This window comes from Methanococcus aeolicus Nankai-3, from assembly GCF_000017185.1.
Classification (GTDB): Archaea; AGJL01; Methanococci; order Methanococcales; family Methanococcaceae; genus Methanofervidicoccus; species Methanofervidicoccus aeolicus.
On record NC_009635.1, the window covers coordinates 1,376,479 to 1,402,372 of the forward strand.

28 protein-coding genes, 7 tRNA genes and 3 rRNA genes are annotated in these 25,894 nt (G+C 30.6%); 10 read left to right on the top strand and 28 right to left on the bottom strand.

Annotation, left to right across the window (positions count from 1 at the left end; all coding sequences use genetic code 11):
* Positions 1–237 precede the first annotated feature (237 nt).
* From MAEO_RS06700 to MAEO_RS06785, 18 genes are all read right to left on the bottom strand, one after another.
* On the bottom strand, positions 238–804 hold the full coding sequence (locus MAEO_RS06700; protein ID WP_011974023.1) for a 4Fe-4S binding protein: 567 nt from the start codon (positions 802–804) through the stop codon (positions 238–240).
* Positions 805–874: 70 nt separating this feature from the next.
* Positions 875–989: ribosomal RNA gene (gene rrf, locus MAEO_RS06705) — 5S ribosomal RNA — on the bottom strand.
* A gap of 36 nt (positions 990–1,025) precedes the next feature.
* Positions 1,026–1,100 (bottom strand) — tRNA-Asp (locus MAEO_RS06710).
* Positions 1,101–1,114: 14 nt separating this feature from the next.
* Positions 1,115–1,229: ribosomal RNA gene (gene rrf / locus MAEO_RS06715) — 5S ribosomal RNA — on the bottom strand.
* Positions 1,230–1,265: 36 nt separating this feature from the next.
* A tRNA-Lys gene (locus MAEO_RS06720) sits at positions 1,266–1,339 on the bottom strand.
* Positions 1,340–1,402: 63 nt separating this feature from the next.
* Positions 1,403–1,477, bottom strand: a tRNA-Asp gene (locus MAEO_RS06725).
* Between the two features lie 14 nt (positions 1,478–1,491).
* Positions 1,492–1,606, bottom strand: a 5S ribosomal RNA gene (gene rrf, locus MAEO_RS06730).
* 36 nt (positions 1,607–1,642) lie between these two features.
* Positions 1,643–1,716 (bottom strand) — tRNA-Lys (locus MAEO_RS06735).
* Positions 1,717–1,718: 2 nt separating this feature from the next.
* Positions 1,719–1,794: transfer RNA gene (locus MAEO_RS06740), tRNA-Tyr, on the bottom strand.
* 24 nt (positions 1,795–1,818) lie between these two features.
* A tRNA-Pro gene (locus MAEO_RS06745) sits at positions 1,819–1,896 on the bottom strand.
* Between the two features lie 32 nt (positions 1,897–1,928).
* Positions 1,929–2,002: transfer RNA gene (locus MAEO_RS06750), tRNA-Thr, on the bottom strand.
* 218 nt (positions 2,003–2,220) lie between these two features.
* Positions 2,221–2,403, bottom strand: a complete 183-nt coding sequence (locus MAEO_RS06755; protein ID WP_048062400.1) for a hypothetical protein — start codon at positions 2,401–2,403, stop codon at positions 2,221–2,223.
* Between the two features lie 50 nt (positions 2,404–2,453).
* Positions 2,454–3,353 (bottom strand): pyridoxal 5'-phosphate synthase lyase subunit PdxS, encoded by a 900-nt coding sequence (pdxS, locus tag MAEO_RS06760; RefSeq protein ID WP_011974024.1) that lies wholly within the window; start codon positions 3,351–3,353, stop codon positions 2,454–2,456.
* A gap of 238 nt (positions 3,354–3,591) precedes the next feature.
* Complete coding sequence (locus MAEO_RS06765) at positions 3,592–4,242, bottom strand: protein-L-isoaspartate O-methyltransferase (protein ID WP_011974025.1); 651 nt, start codon at positions 4,240–4,242, stop codon at positions 3,592–3,594.
* A 44-nt stretch (positions 4,243–4,286) separates the two neighbouring features.
* A complete protein-coding gene (locus tag MAEO_RS06770; RefSeq protein WP_083756724.1) occupies positions 4,287–5,570 on the bottom strand; it encodes an MFS transporter in 1,284 nt (427 codons plus the stop codon).
* Between the two features lie 50 nt (positions 5,571–5,620).
* Positions 5,621–6,895 carry a TIGR00375 family protein gene (locus MAEO_RS06775; RefSeq protein ID WP_011974027.1) on the bottom strand — a complete coding sequence of 425 codons (1,275 nt, stop codon included), beginning with the start codon at positions 6,893–6,895 and terminating at the stop codon, positions 5,621–5,623.
* Positions 6,896–6,988: 93 nt separating this feature from the next.
* Positions 6,989–7,435, bottom strand: a complete 447-nt coding sequence (locus tag MAEO_RS06780) for a methanogenesis marker 5 protein (RefSeq protein ID WP_011974028.1) — start codon at positions 7,433–7,435, stop codon at positions 6,989–6,991.
* A gap of 224 nt (positions 7,436–7,659) precedes the next feature.
* A complete protein-coding gene (locus tag MAEO_RS06785) occupies positions 7,660–8,049 on the bottom strand; it encodes a DUF2111 domain-containing protein (RefSeq protein ID WP_011974029.1) in 390 nt (129 codons plus the stop codon).
* Between the two features lie 402 nt (positions 8,050–8,451).
* Here MAEO_RS06785 and purD point away from each other — a divergent pair, with 402 nt between their 5' ends.
* From purD to MAEO_RS07925, 5 genes are all read left to right on the top strand, one after another.
* Positions 8,452–9,789 (top strand): phosphoribosylamine--glycine ligase, encoded by a 1,338-nt coding sequence (purD, locus tag MAEO_RS06790; RefSeq protein WP_011974030.1) that lies wholly within the window; start codon positions 8,452–8,454, stop codon positions 9,787–9,789.
* A 297-nt stretch (positions 9,790–10,086) separates the two neighbouring features.
* Positions 10,087–11,250, top strand: a complete 1,164-nt coding sequence (locus tag MAEO_RS06795) for a pyridoxal-phosphate-dependent aminotransferase family protein (protein WP_011974031.1) — start codon at positions 10,087–10,089, stop codon at positions 11,248–11,250.
* Positions 11,251–11,566: 316 nt separating this feature from the next.
* A complete protein-coding gene (hemC, locus tag MAEO_RS06800; protein ID WP_048062401.1) occupies positions 11,567–12,472 on the top strand; it encodes a hydroxymethylbilane synthase in 906 nt (301 codons plus the stop codon).
* Positions 12,473–12,704: 232 nt separating this feature from the next.
* On the top strand, positions 12,705–12,980 hold the full coding sequence (gene albA / locus MAEO_RS06805; RefSeq protein WP_011974033.1) for a DNA-binding protein Alba: 276 nt from the start codon (positions 12,705–12,707) through the stop codon (positions 12,978–12,980).
* Positions 12,981–13,062: 82 nt separating this feature from the next.
* Positions 13,063–13,239 (top strand): hypothetical protein, encoded by a 177-nt coding sequence (locus tag MAEO_RS07925; RefSeq protein WP_011974034.1) that lies wholly within the window; start codon positions 13,063–13,065, stop codon positions 13,237–13,239.
* A gap of 19 nt (positions 13,240–13,258) precedes the next feature.
* On the opposite strand, the gene MAEO_RS06810 is transcribed toward MAEO_RS07925, so the two are convergent.
* The 3 genes from MAEO_RS06810 to MAEO_RS06820 all read right to left on the bottom strand — a co-directional run bounded on the left by MAEO_RS06810 (position 13,259) and on the right by MAEO_RS06820 (position 15,717).
* Entirely contained in the window at positions 13,259–14,344 is a 1,086-nt protein-coding gene (locus MAEO_RS06810) for a formate--phosphoribosylaminoimidazolecarboxamide ligase (protein WP_011974035.1), read from the bottom strand.
* A 180-nt stretch (positions 14,345–14,524) separates the two neighbouring features.
* The gene (locus tag MAEO_RS06815) at positions 14,525–15,115 is read right to left on the bottom strand and encodes an FKBP-type peptidyl-prolyl cis-trans isomerase (RefSeq protein ID WP_011974036.1); all 591 of its coding nucleotides are present in this window, start codon (positions 15,113–15,115) and stop codon (positions 14,525–14,527) included.
* A gap of 86 nt (positions 15,116–15,201) precedes the next feature.
* Positions 15,202–15,717, bottom strand: a complete 516-nt coding sequence (locus tag MAEO_RS06820; RefSeq protein WP_011974037.1) for an FKBP-type peptidyl-prolyl cis-trans isomerase — start codon at positions 15,715–15,717, stop codon at positions 15,202–15,204.
* Positions 15,718–15,910: 193 nt separating this feature from the next.
* Between MAEO_RS06820 and MAEO_RS06825 the strand changes: the two genes are divergently transcribed.
* Both MAEO_RS06825 and MAEO_RS06830 read left to right on the top strand, forming a co-directional pair.
* Positions 15,911–16,372: a phosphopantetheine adenylyltransferase gene (locus MAEO_RS06825; protein ID WP_011974038.1), complete on the top strand. Its 462-nt coding sequence runs from the start codon at positions 15,911–15,913 to the stop codon at positions 16,370–16,372.
* 31 nt (positions 16,373–16,403) lie between these two features.
* Positions 16,404–17,333 (top strand): AEC family transporter, encoded by a 930-nt coding sequence (locus MAEO_RS06830; protein ID WP_011974039.1) that lies wholly within the window; start codon positions 16,404–16,406, stop codon positions 17,331–17,333.
* A gap of 60 nt (positions 17,334–17,393) precedes the next feature.
* Here MAEO_RS06830 and MAEO_RS06835 read toward each other — a convergent pair whose 3' ends face one another.
* The 5 genes from MAEO_RS06835 to MAEO_RS06855 form a co-directional block, all read right to left on the bottom strand.
* Entirely contained in the window at positions 17,394–17,792 is a 399-nt protein-coding gene (locus MAEO_RS06835) for a class III signal peptide-containing protein (RefSeq protein WP_011974040.1), read from the bottom strand.
* 184 nt (positions 17,793–17,976) lie between these two features.
* Positions 17,977–18,798, bottom strand: coding sequence for a hypothetical protein (locus tag MAEO_RS06840; protein ID WP_011974041.1), 822 nt, complete (start codon positions 18,796–18,798; stop codon positions 17,977–17,979).
* A 5-nt stretch (positions 18,799–18,803) separates the two neighbouring features.
* On the bottom strand, positions 18,804–19,961 hold the full coding sequence (locus MAEO_RS06845) for a DUF515 domain-containing protein (RefSeq protein WP_011974042.1): 1,158 nt from the start codon (positions 19,959–19,961) through the stop codon (positions 18,804–18,806).
* A 186-nt stretch (positions 19,962–20,147) separates the two neighbouring features.
* Positions 20,148–20,864, bottom strand: a complete 717-nt coding sequence (locus tag MAEO_RS06850) for an ABC transporter ATP-binding protein (protein WP_011974043.1) — start codon at positions 20,862–20,864, stop codon at positions 20,148–20,150.
* A gap of 1 nt (position 20,865) precedes the next feature.
* Complete coding sequence (locus tag MAEO_RS06855) at positions 20,866–22,053, bottom strand: ABC transporter permease (RefSeq protein WP_011974044.1); 1,188 nt, start codon at positions 22,051–22,053, stop codon at positions 20,866–20,868.
* 156 nt (positions 22,054–22,209) lie between these two features.
* Here MAEO_RS06855 and MAEO_RS06860 point away from each other — a divergent pair, with 156 nt between their 5' ends.
* The gene (locus MAEO_RS06860) at positions 22,210–23,496 is read left to right on the top strand and encodes a COG1361 S-layer family protein (RefSeq protein ID WP_011974045.1); all 1,287 of its coding nucleotides are present in this window, start codon (positions 22,210–22,212) and stop codon (positions 23,494–23,496) included.
* Positions 23,497–23,538: 42 nt separating this feature from the next.
* Here MAEO_RS06860 and MAEO_RS06865 read toward each other — a convergent pair whose 3' ends face one another.
* Together MAEO_RS06865 and pyrB are read right to left on the bottom strand one after the other, a co-directional pair.
* The gene (locus tag MAEO_RS06865) at positions 23,539–23,925 is read right to left on the bottom strand and encodes a 30S ribosomal protein S8e (RefSeq protein ID WP_011974046.1); all 387 of its coding nucleotides are present in this window, start codon (positions 23,923–23,925) and stop codon (positions 23,539–23,541) included.
* Positions 23,926–24,077: 152 nt separating this feature from the next.
* Positions 24,078–25,022, bottom strand: coding sequence for an aspartate carbamoyltransferase (pyrB, locus tag MAEO_RS06870; RefSeq protein ID WP_011974047.1), 945 nt, complete (start codon positions 25,020–25,022; stop codon positions 24,078–24,080).
* Between the two features lie 300 nt (positions 25,023–25,322).
* On the opposite strand from pyrB, the gene MAEO_RS06875 reads away from it, so the two are divergent.
* Positions 25,323–25,679 carry a DUF2304 domain-containing protein gene (locus MAEO_RS06875; RefSeq protein WP_011974048.1) on the top strand — a complete coding sequence of 119 codons (357 nt, stop codon included), beginning with the start codon at positions 25,323–25,325 and terminating at the stop codon, positions 25,677–25,679.
* A 14-nt stretch (positions 25,680–25,693) separates the two neighbouring features.
* The gene (locus MAEO_RS06880) at positions 25,694–25,885 is read left to right on the top strand and encodes a hypothetical protein (protein ID WP_011974049.1); all 192 of its coding nucleotides are present in this window, start codon (positions 25,694–25,696) and stop codon (positions 25,883–25,885) included.
* The last annotated feature ends 9 nt before the right edge of the window (positions 25,886–25,894 follow it).

Sequence of the window (25,894 nt, forward strand, 5' to 3'; positions counted from 1 at the left end):
CTTATTTTTTTATCTATGATTTACAATATGTTTGAAAATAAGTTTTATAGTTGGCCTAGGAACTTTTTATATTTAAGAAAGGCAAAGCCTTTTTTACGGTCAAAAGCAGAGCTTTTTTATGATTTAATATTATAGTAATACTACCAATATCGGGCATGTTTGTGTCGTATACTAAGTAATATAGAACATTAAAGGAACAATCGTTCTGGACAGACTATCTATGTTAAAATATCTAGTTTATTTCATTGGACAAATATATTCACACTCTTTGCAGAATATGCAGGAATCAACATCTACTTTAATTATGCAATTTTTAATATAATCATTTGGAGAAATAATTTCATTCAATGGACAGAATTCTATGCACGATAAACAATTTTTGCATTTATTTGCATTTATTTTTATCTTATTATTTTTAACATATATGGCTTTATTGGGGCATTTTGATATACATAAACCACATTTATTGCACCCTTTTTTAATTACTGGCGTTTCAGGAATGGGAATTTCTTGCTGTATAATTGGTATGGTACATACTAAATTACAATATCCGCATTGTGTACATTTTTTAGCATCTATGGTATGTCTGTTTAAATATATTGCATTATTTGGGCATACCTCGATACATGCACTACAATATGTGCAAATCGTATTCCTTTGCTTAAAAATTTGTATGGCATTTGTGGGGCAAGATTTTACACACATCCCACAACCAATACAATTTAACAAAACAGGATTTTCTGTTTTTCCGTTTGTTATGGTGTGTTTTTTACTAAATATGTTTTTAAAAATATTTTTTAGCATGATGTCACGGGGTTATATCTTAATAATTTATAATATTTAAATATATGAATACTATTTCCTATAAAAAAAAGGGTGACAGCGTCTCCCTGTTTCCACCGAATGGCAGTACTTAGGGAATCGCTGGAGGGCTTGATTTCCGAGATCGGAATGGGATCGGATATAACACCTCCGCTATGACCGTCAAACCAAAATTGGCCGATAACCAATGAATGAATTATTTACGCTCTGGCCGGGATTTGAACCCGAGTCACAGGAGTGACAGTCCTGTATGATAGGCCGAGCTACACCACCAGAGCAACATATTAAAAATGGGTGACAGCGTCTCCCTGTTTCCACCGAATGGCAGTACTTAGGGAATCGCTGGAGGGCTTGATTTCCGAGATCGGAATGGGATCGGATATAACACCTCCGCTATGACCGTCAAACCAAAATAACACAAGTGTATTATTAAAGTATTGTAACGGGCCCGAAGGGATTCGAACCCTCGACCGCCTGATTAAAAGTCAGGCGCTCTACCAGACTAAGCTACGGGCCCAATGTTTGCATATGTGTAATTTATTTGAGTAAATTAATAATGTCGTAAAATGTAAAATATTTACGCTCTGGCCGGGATTTGAACCCGAGTCACAGGAGTGACAGTCCTGTATGATAGGCCGAGCTACACCACCAGAGCAACATATTAAAAATGGGTGACAGCGTCTCCCTGTTTCCACCGAATGGCAGTACTTAGGGAATCGCTGGAGGGCTTGATTTCCGAGATCGGAATGGGATCGGATATAACACCTCCGCTATGACCGTCAAACCAAAATAACACAAGTGTATTATTAAAGTATTGTAACGGGCCCGAAGGGATTCGAACCCTCGACCGCCTGATTAAAAGTCAGGCGCTCTACCAGACTAAGCTACGGGCCCAATGGTCCGGTGGGCCGGATTTGAACCAGCGACATGCGGATCTACAGTCCGCCGCTCTACCAACTGAACTACCACCGGATAATGGTATGTATTAATAATAAATGGTGGGCTTGCCCAGATTCGAACTGGGGTCTCAGGATCCCAAATCCCAAAGGATGGACCAGGCTACCCTACAAGCCCATTGCTTTTATTTGTTGCGTTTAGATGTCCCAAGCCCCGGGGGGGATTCGAACCCCCGACCACCTGATTACAAGTCAGGCGCTCTACCAGGCTGAGCCACCGAGGCATTTTGTTCGCAAACTGAATAATGATATACTACTATATAAACTTTTTGGTTTCATATATTTTAATATTTGATTATAAAAATTAAAAATAATATATGATATATTTAGTGAATTACTCCCCCCTTACGGAAGGGGCTTCCTGACTCATAGGGGATTCTAACATCCCCTCCGCAGGCACAACGGACTCTCCCAGCCCTGACTTAATATAGTTTTAGAAGACTTAAACAAAGATGGTTATAAAATAATTTATCATCTGAGCAGCACTCTCAGCCTTCTCAGACGATAATGGAGTAGGTATCTCTATAATTACATGGTCATATATAGTAATACCACCATATAAATGTTTTGCCCGCATTTCCGAGCGAAGCGAAGGAAATATATGAAAACCAAAAGTTTTTATCATAATTCATCCCCTCTCTTACGGAAGGGGACTTCTTATGAAATAAATTAAAATTAAATTCCTCTCTTTGCAAGGAGCTCCTTTTCAGGAATTGCATCAACATTAATTCCAACCATGGCTTCTCCAAGATTTTTACTTACTTCTGCTATTACATCTGGCTTATCATAGTTGTATGTAGCTTCAACAATTGCCCTAGCTCTTTCCTCTGGGTTTCCTGATTTAAATATTCCAGAACCTACAAATACACCATCACAGCCCAACTGCATCATTAAAGCCGCATCTGCTGGTGTTGCAATACCTCCTGCTGCAAAATTAACTACTGGAAGTCTTTTTAATTCTGCTACTTCATACACTAAATCCATAGGCACTTTTAATTCATTTCTTGCCATTTGAACAAGCTCTCTATCGCATCCCATTTCATAGTATCCAACTACTTTTGCAATACCTTCATTTACGGCCCTCATATGTTTTACAGCTTCAATTACATCTCCTGTTCCAGCTTCTCCTTTTGTTCTTATCATTGCAGCTCCTTCGTCGATTCTTCTTAAAGCTTCTCCGAGATTTCTTGCACCGCATACAAATGGAATATCAAAAGCATTTTTGTCTATATGGTGAATTTCGTCAGCTGGTGTTAATACCTCACTTTCATCAACCATATCTATACCAAGGGATTCTAATGCCTGAGCTTCAACAAAATGACCAATTCTAGCCTTTGCCATAACTGGAATTGAAACTTCGTCTTTTATTTCTAAAATCATTTCAGGGTCGGACATTCTTGAAACTCCGCCTTCTGCTCTAATATCGGCTGGAACTCTTTCCAAAGCCATTACAGCTGCTGCCCCTGCATCTTCTGCTATTCTTGCTTGTTCTGGATTTGTAACATCCATTACAACACCATGTTTTACCATTTTTGCAAATCCTCTTTTTAATAATTCTGTTCCAATTTTTTTCATAATTATGCCTCTTTATTATTTTTTTAAATTTTATAGTATTTTATGGCGGTGTGTTAGAAAAGTCTGCTAGAAAAGTCAAATATAGGATAAATGTAAAATATTTGTTAAATATATTTTATGAATTATAAAACTTTATTCTATAAATAGCCCCTAACACACAGCATATAAACACACCTTATTAATTATGACTTTTAATATGTTTTTAATATATTTTTTATATATTTAATATTATCGAAAATTAATATTCATTATGCCATCCATTTTTACCTATGAGTGGAACAAATGCAACAGCACCCAAATTTTTTTTAATTATATTTCCATTCTTTTTTTCCAATAATATTAAATCTTGAATATATAGACCAACAGGTGCCACCAATTTTCCCCCTTTTTTCAACTGTTCAATTAATGAGTTAGGTATGTCGGGTCCCGATGCAGTCAGATATATTTTATCATATGGTGCAAACTCGGAGCTCCCCAAAGTTCCATTACCACAAATTACCTTAACATTTGTATATCCCAGTTTTTTTAATGTACTTTCAGCTTTTTCGGCAAGTTCTGGAATTCTTTCTATTGTAATTACCTGCCCATTTTTTCCGACAATTTCAGCAACGACTGCGGCATGATAGCCAGAGCCCGTTCCAATTTCAAGAACTTTATCGCCTTCTTTTAAATCAAGGGCATCACATATTATGGCAACCATATGAATTGCTGAAATTGTTTGACCATGCCCGATATTTAATGGTGTGTCAACATATGCATAATCATGGAGCTCCGCAGGAATAAATTCATGCCTTGGAACTGTTAAAAGTGCTTTTGAAACCATTTTATTTTTTAAATATCCTGCGTTTATTAATCCTTTAACAATTGCTTCCATTTTTTTTATTGTCATAATATATACTCTCTTTTAGATTATAGATATTATATATATTAATATTATTTTCTATCTCTTCTTTCTATTTTCTTTTTATCTTCTTTTACTATTGCAAGATATGCCATGGAACATATTATAAATGAAGATATCACGGCAAATTTATACATATTAGATAAACCAACATAATCAGCCACAAAACCAAGAACTACGGCACCAATAAACATACCAATGTTTAAACTGGTGGTAAAAAATCCCATGGCACTACCTTTTTTATGTGACAATATTTCTTTCATAGATAGTGCATTAATGGCAGGAGTATATATTGCATTACCAACAGCCATTATCATAAGAGCTCCAAGCATGGTTAAAAAGGAATAGCTTTCAGATAATGACCAAACCCCAACTGATGCAATTATTAGCCCAATAATTATTAATATATTGCCTTTTTTATCATATATCTTCCCAAAAGCTCTCTGTAATATCCCCATAACTAAATTTGTAGAGGCTATTAAAAATCCAACTTCTCCCAATCCAATATTGAAGCCATGGGCATATATTGCCAAATAACCCACAACTCCTGCTGTGGTTGCCATATATGTTGTATTCATAATATAAGAGGCTAAAAAATATTTATTTTTCAAAAATTCAAATGATATTAATTTTTGTTTGTAGTTTTGTAAATTGTCCCGTTTATAAAATAATAATTTATCAGTATATTGAAAATCGCCATTTTCATTTACCATTATATTTTTTAATTTAAAATAACTAACAATAAAGGCAAAAAAGGTAATTGCTCCACAAAAATAAAATGGTGTAGTCAATCCATACCACTCTGCGAGAAATCCTCCAATTAATGGACCTGTGGCAAATCCAAGAGCTATTGCACTACTGAATAATCCCATATATTCTCCAAGTTTTTCCCTTGGAGCTATTGACGCAACATAGGCTCCGGCAACAGGAGTAATAAATGAGGAGAATACACCATTTAATACTCTAACAAATATTAATCCAATAACAGAAGCTACAAAGGCGTAGGATAGCGTAAAAATCCCGCAGAAAAATGTTCCGATTAATATGAATATCTTTTTTCCATATTTGTCCGATAAACTCCCAACAGGCATTTGAGCTATGGTTCTTGCTATTGCAAAAGAGCCAAAAATAAGTCCTATGTCTAAGTTTGACGCCCCTAAGCTTTTAGCATAAATAGACATAAGTGGAGCTATTAACCCAATTCCTAACATTGTTATAAATGTTGTAATCCATAATATTATTACCGTTTCCATTGGATTTGTGTTTTTATTCATTATATTTCCATTTTTGTTTTTGTTTGGTATGTTATATGGCATGTTTATGGTTATATATATTAATTTTCATATCTTTTATATCTATTTTCAATTTATTTCTTAATCCATTTATCCAATGTTGTTTTTGGTTTATTGGACGAAAACTTTTGGTCATTGTCGCTTTCCGCTTTGCTTCCATACCACTTAATTTTTGGTTTTAGAATACTTATTTTTCCATATTCTCCCCCTCCACCAGGATAAATATATATTTTATTTTTTCTAAACAAATAAATGATTTTTCCAACTTTTTCATTTATTTTTTTTAAATCCTCTATATTTATATTTATGAGCACGGTAATTTCATTACCATATGCTTCAATATATTGTTGCCATATTGAATCCACAGCTTTTGTGCCTATGTTTTTATTAATTGAAAGGGAGATTATTTGAGATAGGGGAATTATTTTATGATAGGGGGGCCTATCTGGTAAATTATTATTATTATTATTATTATTATTTTGGAGCTCCCTACTTCTATCCAATACTCCCTTTTTAATTCTCCCGCCACATTCGGCACATTTGTAGTTTAACTGTTTGGCATCATTTATGTTGTATCTCAAATAGCACCGAGAACAGGCAGTTAAATAATATTTTCCAAGAGCAGGGTCAAGACCATAATTTGCAATGATTTTATTTTTATTATCTTTATTGTTTGCATCATTGTAATTTTTGTTTTTTAATACCTGTTTTATCTCTTCAAAATTATGTTCAAAATTCCCAAGATTATTTATTTCAATTCTATTAAATTCTCGCCCCAATCTATGCGGATAAAATGAATGGGCATCAGAATTACTTAAAAATGGAATGTCCTTTAATTCTTCAATTGAGTTTGCCATCTCTGTATCTGCTGAAAGTCCCAATTCAAGAAAATCCGGCTTTTCATAATAGCAATCATATATTGAATTAAATGATTTATAAATACTTGTGTAGGGAGTAAAAGCATGAGCTGGACCTATTAGTCCTTCAATTTCTTTAATAATTTTAAAAAGTTCTTTTCCATTTAATACCACTTTGGGTCGCCCCTCACCATCTATATTTTTTGAATATGTTTTTAGGAGCTCCCTTAATTCTTCAACTTTTGAAATATTTGGAATAAAAATTAAATGGTGAATTCTATTTTCGTCCTCGATTTCCGTGGTAAGTAGTAAATTATTACTATTGTTGTGATGTTTGATTTCTTTTAAATATATGGGGTGAAGACAATCCCCAGTTCCAATAATTTCGAGCCCTTTCTTTTTTCCATATTTTATTATATTTTCAATATTCATAAATTTTGAAGTCCCCTTAGAATATCGTGAGTGAATATGTAAATCGGCATTTACTATCAAATTATCACCAAAAAAAGCACAAAAATAAATAAATTTTTAAAAAAAATAAATAAATATTTTAAATTCACAGGATTTAAAATTATATATTGGTCTTTATTCTTCATCTTCAAGACTTTTTAAAAATGAGGCTATTTTTTTAACCACTATTTTGGCATCTTCCTCATTTGTGGGATACACTACATTAATTATTGGAACGCCTTTTCTCCTTATGGTATATTTTGAAAGCTCATTAGTTCTTGCACAACCAACACATCCAAATCCAATGGGGGCTTCTTCCATAATAATTGCAGCTTCTGCTTCTTCAATCAATGGGCCAATCATGGACATTCTGCCCCTTACTCCTGATGGAACTTCAATTGCAGCATAATGCAATCCTTTTTTGGGGTCTTCATCTGTCATATTTAATGGTGGACTATCTATTTCAGCACTTCTTACTTTGTCACCAATTGAATTATTTATCATTAATGGCTTATGTCCAAATCTTTCCACAAGGTCTCCAAGAATTAAGCTATTTGGGGGGTAAATAAATACTTTTTTCATAATATTACCTATTATTTATTATTTACATTGATAATTCAATTATATTTTTAATTAATTATTTTATATACTATACTATATATTGTAATTTTATTATATTATTATTCCTTAAAAGTCTTTTTTAAAGGCTCAATCGTTCCAAAATGGAATTTATTATTTTATTAATTTCATTATATATTAATTCTCTATTCACGACACTATCGGCGATATAATTATTTAAATTTTTATTAATATGTATATGCTTCATCTGGTAGGTATTTTGCTAATTCTGGTCGTTTTGATATTGCCAATATTTCTTCAAACATTCCGCCAGTAATATCTACAATCCCCACAGCCCCTAATACTTCTTCTCCATCTTTTATTGGAACTACAATAACTGGAAGTCCTTTGTATGGTCCAACAATGGCACTGACTTTTAATGTTTGACCTGTTTCAATTGCCATTTTTAAAACATGCCCCTCATAATTATCATCTACGACTTTGTCTTTTTCAATCCTTACTCCTGCATTTTCTTTTGACCGCATTGCCACCGGAACCTTGTTAGTTAATATATGTATTGCATAAGCAATAGGTAATATGTCCTTAGAATCTCCCTTTTTCAGTGCTTCTTTTAGCATTATTACATCACCCGTAATCATGGAATTGTCTATTGTAATAATATATGAAGAACATATTATTTAAAATTAGTAGATGGTTAATCTTCGGTCTTTTTCACTAAACCGTCTCAAAATCGCAAAGCGATTTTTACGATCGTATAAATTTTTCAGAGGAAAATTTAGAGATGCTATGATTAAAGCTAAAATCTACGATATTACTAAAAACGAAAAAATATTAATAACTATTGGACAAACAAAGGACAGTTATTGAAGATTAACTATATATGCAAAAATGAGAATACGATTAAAAAATAATGAAAATTATAATATACTATAAAATATAATATACTATAAAAAATATTATAAAACAATGAATATTAATTAAATAGAATTATACTACAAGTACAAATTAATGGTGATGTTATGAAAATTTTACTTATTGGCGGTGGAGCTCGGGAGCATGCTATTGCTCAGGCATTAAAAAGAAATCCTTCAACAGAATTATATACTCTTATGAAAAATAAAAATCCAGGGATATTTGCTATTTCTGAAAAAGTATCATTTAACAGTGAAACCGATTTAGATGCAATAAAATCATTTGCGGAAGAAATAAAACCAGAATTAGTAGTTATAGGTCCGGAAGCTCCCCTTGGAGTTGGGGCTTCGGATATGTTATGGGACATGGGAGCTCCCACAGTAGGTCCAAAAAAATTACCTGCTCAAATTGAGACAAGCAAAGAATTTATGAGAAATTTATTTAAAAAATACAACATAAAAGGCTCATTAAAATATGGTGCATTTAATCAATATGATGGAGTAGAAGACTTTATAGACTCAATGACAGAATTAAATATGGCCGTAGTAGTTAAACCTGCGGGATTAACTGGTGGAAAAGGTGTAAAGGTAGTAGGGGAGCAATTAAAAGACAACGAAGAAGCAAAAGAATATGCAAAAGAGATATTCGAAAAAAGTATAGGGGGCGGACAATTAATAATTGAGGAAAAGCTTGTAGGTGTGGAATTTACACTTCATGGGTTTGTAGATGGAAACAATATTGTATTTATGCCACCAGTTCAAGACCATCCTCATGCATATGAAGATGACGAAGGACCTATAACAGGAGGTATGGGTTCATATTCTTGCCCAGACCATAATTTGCCATTTTTAACAGATAATGACTTAAATAATGCAAAGGAAATAATGAAAAATACCGTAGAGGCAATTAAAAAAGAAGTTGGAGAATATAAAGGATTTTTATATGGTCAATTTATGCTAACTGTTGATGGGCCTAAAATAATAGAATATAATGCGAGGTTCGGAGACCCTGAGGCAATGAATTTACTACCCATATTAAAAACCGACTTTGTAGAAGTATGTTTGGCCATAGCAAATGGTGAATTAGATAAAATAAATATTGAATTTGACAATAAAGCCACAGTTTGTAAATATCTTGTTCCAGACGGATATCCACTTAATCCAGTAAAAGACAAAGAAATATTTGTTGAAGAAGATAAAATTGCCGAAACTGGTGCAATATTAAATTATGCTTCAATAAATGAAAAAGATGGTAAATTATATATTACTGGTTCAAGAAGTGCCTCTGTTGTGGGGGTTGCCCCTACAATTGAAGAAGCTGAAAAAATTGCAGAAAATGCTGTTCAATATATAAAAGGAGCCGTATTTTATAGGAAAGATATTGGAACAGAAAAATTAATTAATAAAAGAATAGTAAGAATGAAGGAGCTCCGGGGCAATAATTAATTAATAATATTATGGTATTTATGCCAATAAAATAATTATATAGTCAATCTTCGGACTATTTCACTAAATCATTTTTTATAGTTAAACTAAATTTCTTTAATAAATTACCAAAACCAAAGAAATCTGGCTTATATATGGGATGGATAAAAGACAATTATTGAAGATTAACTATAAATATCCATAATTAACAATAAAAAAACTTATATAATAAAAATCATAAAACATCATAAAATAAAGGAATAATAATTAATAAATAATTAATAAATAATTAATAATACAATAATATATGGCGATATTATGAGAAAAATGGACTATACTAAATTATTGATGATTCCGGGGCCTACAATGGTTCCAAACACAGTTTTAACATCAATGGCCAACCCAATAATCGGACATAGGACTGCGGATTACGGGGAGCTCCTTGAAGATACAACCGAAAAAATGAAAAAAGTATTCATGACAAAAAATGACACCTATTTAATTACAGGTTCGGGAACATCAGTTATGGATATGGCTATTTCAAACACAGTAGATAAAGGAGATAAGGTATTAACCATAGTAAATGGAAACTTTGGAGATAGATTTTATAAAATTGCCAAAATTTATGCCGGAGATGGGGACAACCTTATTAAATTAGAAAATGAATGGGGGGACAGTGCAGAACCTGAAAAAGTAAAAGAGATTTTAGAAGCCCACCCAGACATTAAAGTAGTTACAGTAGTTCATAACGAAACATCAACAGGAGTTAAAAACCCAATCGAAGAAATAGGAAATGTAGTAAAGGATTATGATGCCCTATATATTGTAGATACAGTTTCATCATTAGGGGGCGACTATGTAGCCGTTGATAAATTTAACATTGATATTTGTGTGACAGGTTCCCAAAAATGTATTGCAGCTCCACCGGGAATGGCAGCACTATGTGTTAGCGAGAAGGCGTGGAAAGTAATAAATGAAACAGAAACAAAATCCTTTTATTTAGATGTAAAAACCTATAAAAAGAAATATGATGATAAAAAGGAAACTCCATTCACCCCATCAGTAACATTAACTTATGCTATGAATGAAGCTTTGGATATTGTGCTAAATGAAGGACTTGAAAACAGATACAAAAGGCATGAAAAATTAGCAAAAGCTACAATAGCAGGATTTGAAGCTATGGGATTAGAATTATTCGCAAAAGAACGAGCAAGGTCAGTAACTGTAACCTCTGTAAAATATCCAGAGGGAATAGTTGATAAAGAATTTAGGGGAATTATGACCAATAAATACGGTATAAGTTTGGCAGGAGGACAGGCACATCTTGGCGGAAAAATATTTAGAATGGGACATATGGGGGAGGCAAAAGAATACCATATATTGGGAACTTTGGCAGCTATTGAAATGGCATTTAACGAATTGGGCATAGACGCAACAGGCGGAGTAGATGCCGCAAAAAAAGTATTAAATAGCGAAATATAAATAATATTAAGTATTTAATATGTATATATTTAATATATCCATATTCATTTTTTATTTTAATTTTTTATTTTTTTCACGCGGTAGAAAAATCTACAATATCTTTTGGATATTGAACAAAAGCAAAGCTTTTTTATAATAATATCGATTTGTATAATTGCAATATTTAAAATGTATTATTTTTAAATACTAATTTATGGAGACATTAAAAGAACAAACTTTACAGATGGACTATAATGCAAAGTGTTCGTCGATTTACTATATATACTATATAATTATTCAAAATGGTTTAATATTTAATGGTTTCAATGGTGGAATTTTGAAAATAATAATAGGAACAAGAGGAAGTAAATTAGCACTTACTCAAACAAACTATATTAAAGCTCTTTTAGAAAATTTAAATGAAAATATTGATATTGAAGTAAAAATAGTTAAAACCACAGGGGATAAAGACCAATCTTCAAAATTATCAGAATTGGGGTTGGGAGTATTTACAAAAGAATTGGATTTAAAAATGCTAAATAATGAAATAGATATTGCAGTGCATAGCTTAAAAGATGTCCCTACGGTTTGGAACGAAAATTTAACAATAGCTTCAACTCCAAAAAGAGAAAGTTATGCCGATTTAATATTGTGGAATAAGGAAGATAATGATATAAATATTGAAAAATGCAATGAAAAAGATAATATAATTGTTGGAACATCCAGTATACGAAGACAGGAGTTTTTAAAAATAAAATACCCAAATTTAAAAACCAAGTTATTACGGGGGAATGTAGATACTAGATTAAATAAATTAAGAAATAAAGAGTATGACGCCATAATATTGGCAGAAGCAGGTTTAAATAGATTAAAAATGGATTTATCTGATTTTAACTACGAAAGATTAAATATACTTCCTGCTCCTGCTCAGGGGGTAGTAGGGGTAGCATCACGAACCGACAATAAAGAAGTAATATCCATATTACAAAAAATAAACCATAAAAAGACATTTTTAGAGGCACTAGCTGAACGATATGCACTAAGAGAATATGGTGGTGGATGTCAGGCACCTTTCGGAGCTCTCTCAAAATATGATGAAGAAAATAAAATATTAAATTTAAAATGTTCCGTAGTAATTGGCAACACAATAAAATCAAAAGAAGAGAATATTAATTGTGATATAATGGATATTGAAGGGGCTAAAAATTTAGGCATTAAAATTGGAAAATATATAAAACAATAAACAATATAAAGTATTATAATAAAAACAGTAGATTATAATATACTATATAATATATATCTTGCTGCTGTATGTGGTTTATCTTCGGTCGTTTTCATATATAGTATGCGATAATTAAAACGCCAAAATATTATTATATTACTAAAAACGAAGTAAATATGCGCGTAATTTAGGACATATAAAAGACATTTAATTGAACTTACTATAAATGATACATATAAAATGAGTGATATCTATGGATGGCATAATATACATAGGAAATAAGGGCGTAATGAATTATGTTCTTGCAGTTATTACACAAATTAACAATGAAGATATCGATACTAACGAAATAAGGCTTAAAGCAAGGGGTAGGGCAATAAGTAAGGCGGTAGATGTGGAGGAGATGTTAAAAAATAAATTCATGCCAGAATTAAAACTTAAAGAAGTCATATTTGGAACCGAGGAAGTTGAAAATAATGAAGGTAGAAAGGTAAATGTATCTACTATAGAAATAGTATTGTCAAAGTAATAACTAACCAAATATTATATATATTATTATATGTAATACATTAATAATACTTTTTTAAAATAGATAATACTAAGGTGAGGATATGGAGCTCCAAGACAAAAAAATAAAAAAATTACTTCATACGCTGGCACACACAGTAGAACATTTTGAGGATTTAATAAAATCAATAGAAGATTGTGGGCTGAATTCAGGGGAATACACTAAATTAAAAGAAAAATTAAAACAAGAAAACGAAAAATTAAAAGAAAAATTGAAATAATTATATTTATTTTTTTTATTTAATATAATATTTTATCCATCATATCTAATTCCAATGCTAATTTTATCTCTTTTGCTATTCTTTGTCCCATGCTCAATGGCTCACCAGAGTATAGGCATGAATAGGCACTTCCATTCATAAAGGAGTTTGTTCCTCCATCTATTCTTGCACTCATTTCAAATACAACCAATTCAAGGCTATCATTACATAATGATTGAAGACAGAATGGTCCTATCATTCCCGGTGCAACCATTTCCTCTGCCTTTGCTACTAATTTATCTCCCATATCAAATACTTGTGGGAGAAGACTTTCCCTTATTACAACTGGGAAGTTTCCACTTATTACATATGATGGATTAATATCTAATTCCATCTGGTCTTTTGCAGGAACTCTAACTATTCCATCAATATTACTTTCATATCTGCTGTCTATGCCCATTAATTCAACCTGGTTTTTTAATGGCGAGTAGAAGTAATGAATACAATAATTTGTTCCAACAACATATTCTTCAATGTGGGCATTACCCACATCCTCATCTGTTAAAATTCCTCTTTCTTTAAATATTTCAACTTTTTTCCAAAATTCTTCTGTGGTGGAACATGGGAAATATCCTCTACCTCCCCGAGCCCCAGGGAATTTTACCATAACTGGGCAGTTTATTTCATCTGGGCTATTGAGTTTTTTAGGTATTCTTAACCCGCTTTCTTTTAATAGTTTTCCTTCTAAATCTCTTTCAGCTTCCCATCTTAATATCTGTCTGTTTCCAAACATTGGCACTTTAAAGTTGTTTTCTAAATTATCTAATCCACAATATGCTATAAATGAACCATGAGGAATAATAATTGCATTCATTTCTATTAATTGCTTCTGTATTTCTTCATTTGATATGTCTGAAAAATTATCTACATAAATATATTTGTCTGCAACTCCAAATCTTTTGTATGGTGTAGCCCTATCTTTTGTTGTAATCACTGCTGTTGAAAATCCTTCTAATTTTGCTCCCTTTAATATATGGAGTGATGTATGACTACCAACAGTAACAATTGTTATTTCTTCCTTGTTGTATCCTTCATATATGCTCAATATTTCCTCTTTTGAAATCATTTATTTCACCTTTTTACGATTTAAATTAACATTGTTATATTATGTCATGAGCCTATATATTATTTATTACAAGAACCGAATAGTAAAGAATATATATTATTATAAAATTTAAAAAGCTACTTTAAAAAAGAAAAAATATTTAAAAAAATAGAAATTTATTATATTATTCCCCTATTTCGATTATTTTTGGGGTATTGTGATATTTATCAATTTAATATCGAATACCAATGTTTTTCCTGCCATTGGGTGATTAAAATCTAATAATACAGTAGTTTCATTTACTTCCGCTATTTTAACGGGAGCTCCCCTAATATATAATCTCATTCCTTTTTTTGGAGTAATATTTGTATTGTTAAATATTTCTATTGGATATGGCACGATATAAGATTTATTTATTTCTCCGTATGCTTCATTAGGGGGCAATATTATAGTTTTTTCTTCTCCTTCTGACATATTTAATACGGCATTTTCAAATCCTTTAATCATTTGCCCCTTTCCTATTGTGAATTCTATTGGTTTGTAGTTTCTCTGTGGATTGTATATATTTGCCTCTTTTGCAACCTGTTCAATTGATGTATCAAATATTGTTCCATTTTCGAACTTTCCAATATAATCCACAGATACAATTGTTCCATTTCCATAAGGAAATTCACAAATCTTTGATTGGGGTGGATTTTCAATGGGAGCTCCTTTATTTGTATTATCCACACAACCCGAAAATCCCAACAATAAAATAATGGATATTAATCCGAATACAGTTAAATTTTTCATAAAATATCACACATTAAAATAAAAAAATACAATATGACAATAAAATAATTAATAAAATAAAAAAATAAAAATAATTATAAAATTAATTAATGACAGTCGCAACCGCAACCATCGCCTTCGCACTCGCAATCTTCTTCGTCATCGCATCCTTCCATTGCATCCAATACTTTAATTGTGAATACCAATGTTTTTCCTGCCAATTGGTGGTTGAAATCCAACATAACATTTTCATCATCAATTTCTGTTATTGTAGCAGGCGCTCCTCCTGCAAGTATTACCATACCAACTTCTGGCTCAAAATCTGCACCTTCAAATGCATCTTTTGGAACTTTTTGAATTAATTGTTCATCTCTTTCTCCGTATGCTTCATTAGCAGGTATTGTAACTGTTTTTTCTTCTCCTACTTCCATTCCAAGAACTGCATCTTCAAATCCTTTTATGAGCTGTCCTTTGCCAAGTTTGAACTCCAATGGTTCGTATGGTCTTTCAGGAGTATATAATCCTGCTTCTTTTGCAACACTTTCAATTGATGTATCAAAAATTTCTCCATTTTCTAATTTACCAGTGTAATCTACTTTAACTTTATATCCTTTTTCTACCAAAAAAATCACATCTTTTTTTTATTTTTTGTATATCTATTTATGTATTATTATATATTATTATACAATTATCTTATAATTATTATACAATTTTTATATATAATACCTCTATTATTTTATTATTTTTAATAATATTATATATATCTTTGCATCTATTATTTTATTATCTCTCGTATAATTATAAATTGGTGTTTAAATGTTAAAAAAGGCAACAGTGGTTGTAGGCGGAACATTCGATATATTGCATAAAGGACATAAAAAATTATTAAAATATGCCTCCAATTTTGGAAAATTATATATTGGTATTACCTCCGATAAATTTGCAGGAGCCTATAAAACACATAATATATATCCATTGGAAATTAGGATAAATAATTTAAAAAAATATCTTGATAGTCACAATATTGAATATGTTATAAAAATAATAGACGATGCTTATGGGGATACCATTGGCAACGATAAATTAGATATAATTGTAGTTACTCCCGAAACGGAAAATAATGCCAAAAAAATAAATGAAATAAGGGCAAAAAATAAATTAAAACCATTGGAGATTAAAATATATGATTATGTGTTGGGAGAGGATAAAAAACCAATATCTACAACAAGAATAAGAAATAAAGAAATAAATGAAAAGGGAGAATTAATTAAAGATTAATTTAAAATTAATATATAATCTGGTGTAAAAAATGGACATAATGATTATAATAATTTTATTAATATTAACGGGATATTTATCAAAATATTTAAAAATATTAAAAGAACAGGATAGAACTGTGCTTAATAATATTGTGGTTTATATTGCCATGCCATCTACCATATTTTTAACAATAATGTCTAATGTTTCGCCCTCTGATTTACCTCAATATATAAAACTTCCATTTTTAATATTTATAACATTTGCATTATGTGGGGGTATTGGGTATATTATTGGGAGACTGTTAAAATTAAATAAAGAATCATTAGGGGGGTTAATATTAGTTTGTGGATTGGCTAACACTGGATTTTTAGGATATCCTATTATATATGGATTTTATGGTTCGGAGGGGCTATCAAGAGCAATATTTTGCGACATGGGAGGAGTATTCACAAGTTTATTGTTTGGAACTTATGTTGGCATAACCTTTGGAAGAAGTAATATTGATAAAAATAAAAATGTTTTAAAATCAGTAATAACGGAGCTCCTAAAATTCCCACCGCTAATAACTGCTATGATTAGTGTGCTTTTGATATTGTTGGGCGTATCTATTTCCAATTTACCAGAATATTTTACAAATACATTATCCTATTTATCAAATGCCACAATTCCATTAATTATGATTTCATTGGGGCTGTCTTTATCTCCAAGCTCTGCAAAATTTGGAATGAAATTTGGACTTATAGCAACCATTGTAAGAATGGGGATTGCACCACTAATTATGTTAGGGAGCTCCATTATATTTTCAATGGGCGGATTGGAAAAAAATGTATTATTACTTGAATCAGCTATGCCCTCTGCAATGATGTCACTTGTATTTGCTGTGCTTTATGATTTAGATGTAAAATTAGTTGCTTCGGCATGTTTCATAACTACTGTTATTTCTTTTGCAATTTTGCCGATAATATATAGTTTATTATAAAATAATAAAAAATTTAAGTAAAAAACAGTATAAAAAAATAAAATAAGCTAAAAAAATAAGTTATGTCCAATTAATAAATATGTCATTTTCATTTCTTGTTAATTCAATGGTAATTCCACCCATGTTTGTAGAATAATTGCCAGTAGAAGTTAAATCTATATCACAAGTTGTAGTTATATTATATCCATTACCTTTTAATATAATATTTCGCCCACTAATCTCCCATTTAGCAGGGGGTGATTTTACAAATACAACTTTTTTACTACCTGCATCTGCAACAGATAGCATGTCTATATTTGTTTTTAGCTTCGATAATGCAGCATGCCCCATACTCGCAGAAGAAGTTTCAATTGTTTTTTTATATCCGTACATCCCGGGAATCATAGTCGACACTATAATTGCCACCAAAAGAGCCAAAAACAAAATAGAAAATTCAAGGGAAATTTGCCCTTTTTTCATAATTAACACCCCGACGCATATTTAGTATGTTCAAAAAGTTGTTCTTTAATACATCCCATATAGTTTATCGGAACTAATGACAATGTAGATATCAAGAGCATAATATTTTATGGTGCAATATTAAGTAAATCAAAGATGTTCTTGAACGAACTATAAATGATAAGTATTGATATTTTAACTATAATTAAGTATATTTTTCATCCCAATACATAGTATATGCAAAATCAATTGGCTGTTTTTCAGATGTTGTGAAAACCATGGCTGGGACATCAAATACATTTAATTCAAGATTCATTCCAAAAGCATTATCCATGTTTGGAACTAGCGTGTCATCAATTTCATATAATTCAGGATTTTGCTTATGGCTGACTTTGCTGTGTTTGTCCAAATAATTATTGTATGAATCAGTCCATACATCAATATCTTTTGTCCCCATTATTTTATTAAATTTATAATATCCATCCAATACTAGGGGGCATGGTAATATTAAACTTAATATGTCTGTATCATCTGATTTTACCACTGAGCCCCTAACATATAATTTAAATTCATTCAATAATATTCCTTTTTTTCGAGCTTCAAATAGCGTTTTGATATTCATTGTTTCAACTTTATTTACAAGCCCTGGCCCCACTACATCATAAGAGTTTGCAGTTCCATCTGAGGATATGATATGTTCTATTTCTTGTCCAAATTTCAACTTAACTGTTGAATAGGGAGGCATCCAAAAACCTTCTATTCCATTTAGTGTTATGGTGCTTATATCTAACTCAGTATTATTAATTGGATTGCCATTGATAGTTAATAATTCAAAATTATTGGATGATTTCAATAATTTATCGGACAATATATCATCTTGCATCGGGGCAATAAATACAGAATATGGATTAGCATTTGTAATTTCGCCAGTTAATGTCCAGTAGGTATCCATGTTGGCAATGGCGGTTTCCCCATTAACAAGAGGCATAAAAATTATAAAAAATATTATAAAAAATATGTATTTCATAATATTCACCTTGCCTTTACGATGTAGATGTTTTCAGGAGATAATGATATAACCTTGGAAACTGAATCAGATGGAATAGATAGTATTAATACATACTGAACACTATCATCAAATATTTGGGTGTCTTCACTTATCTCGTTTAACTTTACCCCATAATTTCCAAATTTATCTTTTATTTTATTTTGGTCAAGTTTATCAACTGCGGTTGCATGTAATATTCCATTTATATTATTCAAATTATAGTTTATTGAGGAGGAACTTGAAGCTGAAGTAGAATCCCCTCCGCCATCAGTAATGGAACTTGAAGTTGATTTTGATTCGGAATATGAAATATCCTTTGCTATTATATATGAAGAATTTACAATTCCTTTTATCGGCGTATTATTTGAATTACTTTTATCATATAGGTATATTAAATCCCCTTTAAGTGGCATCTTTCCACACTGGGTGGCACCAACAATCATGGTAATTTTATTAAATGACATGGGCGTTGTTAATTCAAACGATTTTAATTGTAATAAACTCAGTTTTGAAATATATTCGGACAATTCTTTTTTTGACATTATTTTTGATGTACCTCCTATCTTTATCTCAAAATTATCTCCCTCTTCACTAGTTTCTATCGTACTTAATATATTGTTTAAATAATATTTTCTAGCATCTTCTTCAATATTTGCATTATTTAGTATATTATTTATTTCATCGCTGGATTGTGCGTTTTCTATTTTATTGATTAGTGATTGGGCATAAAGGCTTTCACGGTAATATTTTCCATAGGTATTTTTTATTAAATTAACACTATTAACCTTATAATTTTTAAATTCCATATATTTTTTTGCATCGTTTAATATATTATTTATTTCATCAGAACTTTTGGCATTTTTAATTTGTGTTAGATATAAAGCTTTATTTGGGTCATTAGGGTATGCAGAAAACATTTGATTTATTCCATTTATTCCATTTTCTTTGCTGTCTGTAAATTTTTGTGCCTCTTGTAGTTTTTTTGCATTAATCGTATTATATGCCATATATCCAATAGATATTAAACCGATAGCAACAATGGCAATAAAAATATATTTAACATATTTGGATTTATCTGCGGAGCTCCGCTTAGTTTTTGATTTTAATTTTTTTAACCTGCCCACATATTCTTCCTTGGCCATTTTATCCCTCTTAACATAATAAACATATATCATTATATAGATTATTAATTTATATTTATATTTATTTCTCGGCTCGTTCAAATTTATATATTATATATTCTAAAATAGTATAATTAATTAACCCACATGTCGTGTGGAATTATAGAAATTTATTATTAAATGGGGCCCCCGAACACATTTTACATATTAGTGTTCAACAATTTCTCCATCTTTCATATTTATAATTCTAGATGCATATTTGGCAAATTCTGGTTCATGCGTAACCATTATAACAGTTATCCCCTCTTTTTCATTGAGTTCCTTTAAAATATCCATAACTTCCCTGCTATTTTTACTATCTAAATTTCCGGTGGGTTCATCTGCAAATATAATTTTTGGATTATTTGATAGCGCTCTTGCTATTGCCACCCTTTGTTGCTGACCACCACTCAGCTGGTTTGGGTAATAATTTTCTCGATGCCCTAAATTAATAATTTTCAATAATTTTTTTGCTTTTTTTATTCTATAATTTTTATTTTTTTCATCTAGCACCAATGGGAGCTCCACATTTTCCAATGCTGTAAGTGTATTTATTAAGTTAAATTGTTGAAATATAAAACCACTTATTTTTCTTCTAAATACTGCCCTATCATTTTCGCTAAACATTGTGGTTTTTTTACCTTTGATATATACCATTCCTTTATTGGGAACATCAAGAAGCCCCAAAATATTTAATAATGTTGATTTTCCGCACCCGCTGGGGCCCATTATTGCAACAAATTCTCCCTCTTTAATTTTTAAATTTATTCCCCTTAGAACTACTGTTTTAGCCTCTCCTCCCCCATATATTTTCCATATATTTTTAGCTTCAATTAATTCTTTTTTTTCTATTTTATTTTCTATTTTATTTTCGTTTTGCCCCATTTTATTCGCCCCGTAATGTATCAATGGGATTAAGTTTTGCCCCACTTCGTGCAGGTAAATATCCGCTTATTACTCCCATCATAAATGAAAATATCAAAACACCAACTATTAATTCCCAAGATATCCATGCATTAACCATTAAATAACCAGAGGCATGGGCGATATTTTCAATAATTTTTGCCGCAATTATTCCAAATATAATTCCAACTATCCCACCAAATAATCCTAAAAATCCAGATTCTACAATAAAAATTGCCAATATGTCCGTAGTCTCTGCACCAAGTGATTTTAATATTCCGATATCTTTTTTTCTTTGTAATATGCTCATATGAGTGGTGTTGGATATACCAACAGCCCCCACCAATAAAGATATTCCTGCAACTCCTGATATAAATAATGTCAAAACGCTTAATACGCCACCAATGGTTTCAGCCAACTGTTCAGCCGAAAGAACTGAAAATTCAGTATCTCCGAATGATTTTTCAAGTTTGTTTGATATTTCGTTTGATATTTTTGCCATATCTGCACCATCTTTAACTACAACGGTGATAAAGTTATATTCATTTTTCTTGTCAAAAATGTTTTCTCCCACAGAAATTGGAATCATAATTATATTATCATCTTGCTGGTTTCCAACCTGCCCCATAATTCCAACTACTTTAAATTTTTTGTCCTTTACAATTATTCTATCTCCTATTTTTACATTTTTATTAAATAGGCTATGGGCTACACCATATCCTATATTGCATTTATATGTATCACTGTTGGATAACCATCTACCTTCTTCAATATTATATCCTGTTTCAGAATATACTTTTTTAATATTGTTTGGAGCTCCGTAGAAATAACCAACATATTTTTTTTCGTTATTATATTCAATATCTGTTCCACCGTACCAACCATATACCACGGAATCCACTCCCCTAATATTGTGAATTGCCTTAATATCTTTATCTGTAAAAAAATGAGTGGGAGGAATACCAAATTGTTTAATTGGCAATATTGTTAATTTATTTCCCCCCATTTTCATCATTTCGCCGTGCATATATTCTTCAACACCATATCCAATAGATACTAAACTAACAATAGCAAAAATCCCTATGACAATTCCCATCATAGTAAGCATACTTTGAGTTTTTTTTTGTTTTATATTATTAAATGCAAACGAAATTATATCTAATGGTTTCATAATTAGCCCCGATATATTAGATTATTTCGACATATTATTATTATTATTATTATTATTAATATAATAGAATATATTAATAACTATAAATATATATAATATTGGGATCCAATATTATTTAAATAATATTACTTGTTATTAATAAAAACAGGGGTTGTTATGAAGTATATTATTAATAAAAATAGTAAAAGAACAAAAAATAACAAATATAACTTTTTTGGCGTTGTTCTTGGTGTAATTTCCTTGATATTGTTAATTATGCCAGTTAGTGCTATGCAAATTGATAGCCCGCAATATCGAGTAGATAAATTAACACCAGACGAAACATATCCTCAAATTATCCATCCCGGGGATACCGTAGATATATGGTTTAAAATAACAAATGACGACGATGACAATGTAAAAGATGTGAAAATAACAGTATCTCCCAATTATCCATTTGAACTAAAACAGGTAAATCCCATAGAAGGAACAGCAGAAATATCTCATTTAAATGGAGGGGAAAGTGATAATGCCTATTTTAAATTCCATATCAATGACAATACACAATCTGGAACATACAGAATTAATGTCAATTTAATGGCAACAAAATATAAAAAAGAAGATGGAGAAATTGTAGAATCTCAAATCAATTTTACAAAAATATACTATATTAATATTTACAGTGTTGCAAAATTTGAATTAAATAGTAATAAAGATACCATATCTTCTCCAGATGCCAACGATATACAGTTATATATTAAAAATAAAGGAAATGGAAATGCAAAAGCCGTAGTAGTTAATTTTAGGGGTTCAGATAATGTAAATATTGTAGGACCTACGACATTTTATTTAAATTCAATAAATTCTAAGATTAATAAAGTAATATCTACACAACTGTATGTCACACCAAAAGCAGAGGATAAGGTATATCCAATAACTGCATCTATTTCATGGGTTGGAGAAGATGGAGCTCCCTACAATTCCACAATTCCAATAAATATTAAAGTTATTAAAACCATACCAAATAATACAGTATTGTTGTATGTGGATAGTTATAAATACAATCCGCAGGGTTCGGAAATAACCATTGGGGTTGCAAATAGGGGGGCAACCACAGTAAAGCACTGTATTTTAAAAATAGACGGGATAAAAGAATTAAATAATAACTACATAAAATATATTGGAGATTTAGAGGAAGACGATTACGATACAGTAACATTTGATGTAAATGTACATCCTAATGAGTCCATTCCAATAACCGTGGAGCTCCGATATTTTGATAATTATAATAATGAATATATTATTTCTAAAACCCACGCAGTTACATTTGAAGAGGAATTAAAAGAGCAAAGTGAGGTTTATTATGCCATAATTATAATATTGTTGGTGACAATATTATTGGCATATTATCTATATAAAAGAAATAAAAGAAAAAAATTAGAAAAAGGTTTTGAAGAAGAATAATAAATAATATAAAATATTTATTATTTTTTTATTTAAAAAAAATTATTCATTAATTAATATAGCATTAACTATTCCGCTTTGTCCAGGTCTTGATGTAACTTTTGCTTTACCCATTTCTGTTTCAATGATTGCTCCTTTTGTAATGATGTTTCTTCTGATGTAGTGTTTGTTAGCATCGTTTCCAACTACATTTGAGATTGAAACTTTTTTACATGTGTTTGTTTTTGGGTCCATAACATTTGCGTAGTTAGTTCTTAATAATTTAACTTTTTTGTTTCCACCAGCAACTCTTACGATTTTTATTTTTGTATCGTCTGTTAAGTGAGTTTCTGCGGATTCTCTTCCCATTTCTTTTTTATGTTTTTTAACAACTATTTTGTATTTTCCACCAGTTGCTTTTCTTCTGCTTTGTCCTTGCCAAATTCCCATATTTTCACCTTTTTGTTATAATTTTTATATTTATATAATCTCTATAATTATTCGTTTTTCAATAATTATTAATATAAGTCCAATTTTGAGAGAGTCATGCGAGTAGTTATAAAATATTAATAATAATATATATACTTAACTATGGCATTATATTATATTTCAGATTTTTTATTTTTATTTTTTTCATTTAATATTTTTAAAATAGCCATTCTTACCGGCACACCATAAAATGACTGTTTAAAATATTTTGCTTGAGGGAGCTCATCAACAGAAATATCAATTTCATCTACTCGTGGAAGTGGGTGCATTATAATTAAATCTTTATCTTCCACATGTTCTCTGGTTAATTTGTATGTTCCTTTTACTTTCTGGTATTCGCTTAAATCTGGAAACCGTTCTTTCTGTATTCTTGTCATATAAACTACATCCATACCAGTTAAATCAATATCGCCTGTTTCCGAATATTTTATATTGTTGTTGTATAGTTTATTTTTATTGTCTAAATCATCGGTTATTTCTTTTGGAATTTTGAGCTCTTTTGGGGCTATAAATACAATTTCAATGTTCTCAAAAAATGATAAAGCATGACATAATGAATGAACAGTCCGCCCATACTTTAAATCCCCGATAAAAGCTATTTTTATATTATCTATATGTCCAATTTCTCGTTTAATTGTGTATAGATCCAACATTGTTTGGGAGGGGTGTTGATTGCTTCCATCTCCTGCATTAATTATGGGTATATTTGAGTATTCACATGCCAACCTTGGAGCTCCATCGGAGGGATGTCTCATAACAATTAAATCGGCATAGCCGTTAATTACCTTTATTGTATCGGGCAAGGTCTCCCCTTTCATAACTGAGGTATTTGCTATGTCTGTAAATCCCACTACGGTTCCCCCCAATCTTTTCATGGCAGTTTCAAAGGATAATCTAGTTCTAGTTGATGGTTCGTAAAATAATGTGGCAAGTATTTTTCCATTCATTATATTAGAATGTTTTTCTGAATTTAGGAGCTCCTCCATTTTTTCAGCTTCTTCCAATATATTTAATATTTCTTTTTTCCCGATGTCTCTTATAGATATAAAGTGCTCCATTTAATCACCAATAATAATGATTTATATATTTTAACTGTCATTATATTAACGATATTTAGTATGTTCAAAAAATTGTTCCTGTTTGTCAAAAGATTATATATGCCGAGATACACTAAATATTTATGATTATTATGCTTACGGTTTTATTGCTGTAATGTGTTTTTATTTAACATACTATAAATAATAATTTAATATGATATTGTGGTCAAAGGTTATATATTTATTACTTTACAGACATATATTATATAATTAAATCATATTAAAATTAATATATTTATATGATAAATGGCGGTGGGCAAAATGGAATTTATTCAAATAATTGCTATTGTACTTGCAGTTTTTGCACTATCTCGAATCATACTTCAAGTTAAAAATAGCAACATGACATTCGATGCGGCATTATTTTGGGTATTTATATGGATTTCAATATTGACCTCTGTGATATTCCCCTCCATGTTGGGTAAGTTGGCTATATTAACAGGAGTTGGCAGGGGTGTAGATGTTATTATATATCTTAGTATAATGATGCTGTTTTATCTATTGTATAGGACATATGTTAAAATGGAAAATATGGAGCGAGAAATTACAAAATTAGTAAGAGAAATTGCCATAAATGAGCGTGAAGAAAATAAAACAGTAAATAAAGTAAAAAAATAATATAAGGGGATAATATGGATAAAGACATGCAACATGAAATATTAATGAAAATTGCACCCTATGTATCTAATATTGAATTTTTAAGGGAGCTCCTTATTAATTCTGAAAATATTGAAGATTTAAAAAATAAATTAAATAATTTGATTGAAAATGAAGAAGATATCATAAAGAAAACAGATCTAAGAATAATATTGGACAAAATATAAAATAAAATA

Excerpts from the sequence above, each read along its gene's own strand:
- MAEO_RS06700 (WP_011974023.1), bottom strand. The coding sequence starts at position 804 with ATGCTAAAAAATATTTTTAAAAACATATTTAGTAAAAAACACACCATA.
- MAEO_RS06755 (WP_048062400.1), bottom strand. The coding sequence starts at position 2,403 with ATGATAAAAACTTTTGGTTTTCATATATTTCCTTCGCTTCGCTCGGAA.
- pdxS (WP_011974024.1), bottom strand. The coding sequence starts at position 3,353 with ATGAAAAAAATTGGAACAGAATTATTAAAAAGAGGATTTGCAAAAATG.
- MAEO_RS06765 (WP_011974025.1), bottom strand. The coding sequence starts at position 4,242 with ATGACAATAAAAAAAATGGAAGCAATTGTTAAAGGATTAATAAACGCA.
- MAEO_RS06770 (WP_083756724.1), bottom strand. The coding sequence starts at position 5,570 with ATGCCATATAACATACCAAACAAAAACAAAAATGGAAATATAATGAAT.
- MAEO_RS06780 (WP_011974028.1), bottom strand. The coding sequence starts at position 7,435 with ATGAAAAAAGTATTTATTTACCCCCCAAATAGCTTAATTCTTGGAGAC.
- MAEO_RS06785 (WP_011974029.1), bottom strand. The coding sequence starts at position 8,049 with ATGCTAAAAGAAGCACTGAAAAAGGGAGATTCTAAGGACATATTACCT.
- purD (WP_011974030.1), top strand. The coding sequence starts at position 8,452 with ATGAAAATTTTACTTATTGGCGGTGGAGCTCGGGAGCATGCTATTGCT.
- MAEO_RS06795 (WP_011974031.1), top strand. The coding sequence starts at position 10,087 with ATGAGAAAAATGGACTATACTAAATTATTGATGATTCCGGGGCCTACA.
- albA (WP_011974033.1), top strand. The coding sequence starts at position 12,705 with ATGGATGGCATAATATACATAGGAAATAAGGGCGTAATGAATTATGTT.
- MAEO_RS07925 (WP_011974034.1), top strand. The coding sequence starts at position 13,063 with ATGGAGCTCCAAGACAAAAAAATAAAAAAATTACTTCATACGCTGGCA.
- MAEO_RS06810 (WP_011974035.1), bottom strand. The coding sequence starts at position 14,344 with ATGATTTCAAAAGAGGAAATATTGAGCATATATGAAGGATACAACAAG.
- MAEO_RS06815 (WP_011974036.1), bottom strand. The coding sequence starts at position 15,115 with ATGAAAAATTTAACTGTATTCGGATTAATATCCATTATTTTATTGTTG.
- MAEO_RS06825 (WP_011974038.1), top strand. The coding sequence starts at position 15,911 with ATGTTAAAAAAGGCAACAGTGGTTGTAGGCGGAACATTCGATATATTG.
- MAEO_RS06830 (WP_011974039.1), top strand. The coding sequence starts at position 16,404 with ATGGACATAATGATTATAATAATTTTATTAATATTAACGGGATATTTA.
- MAEO_RS06835 (WP_011974040.1), bottom strand. The coding sequence starts at position 17,792 with ATGAAAAAAGGGCAAATTTCCCTTGAATTTTCTATTTTGTTTTTGGCT.
- MAEO_RS06840 (WP_011974041.1), bottom strand. The coding sequence starts at position 18,798 with ATGAAATACATATTTTTTATAATATTTTTTATAATTTTTATGCCTCTT.
- MAEO_RS06845 (WP_011974042.1), bottom strand. The coding sequence starts at position 19,961 with ATGGCCAAGGAAGAATATGTGGGCAGGTTAAAAAAATTAAAATCAAAA.
- MAEO_RS06850 (WP_011974043.1), bottom strand. The coding sequence starts at position 20,864 with ATGGGGCAAAACGAAAATAAAATAGAAAATAAAATAGAAAAAAAAGAA.
- MAEO_RS06855 (WP_011974044.1), bottom strand. The coding sequence starts at position 22,053 with ATGAAACCATTAGATATAATTTCGTTTGCATTTAATAATATAAAACAA.
- MAEO_RS06860 (WP_011974045.1), top strand. The coding sequence starts at position 22,210 with ATGAAGTATATTATTAATAAAAATAGTAAAAGAACAAAAAATAACAAA.
- MAEO_RS06865 (WP_011974046.1), bottom strand. The coding sequence starts at position 23,925 with ATGGGAATTTGGCAAGGACAAAGCAGAAGAAAAGCAACTGGTGGAAAA.
- pyrB (WP_011974047.1), bottom strand. The coding sequence starts at position 25,022 with ATGGAGCACTTTATATCTATAAGAGACATCGGGAAAAAAGAAATATTA.
- MAEO_RS06875 (WP_011974048.1), top strand. The coding sequence starts at position 25,323 with ATGGAATTTATTCAAATAATTGCTATTGTACTTGCAGTTTTTGCACTA.
- MAEO_RS06880 (WP_011974049.1), top strand. The coding sequence starts at position 25,694 with ATGGATAAAGACATGCAACATGAAATATTAATGAAAATTGCACCCTAT.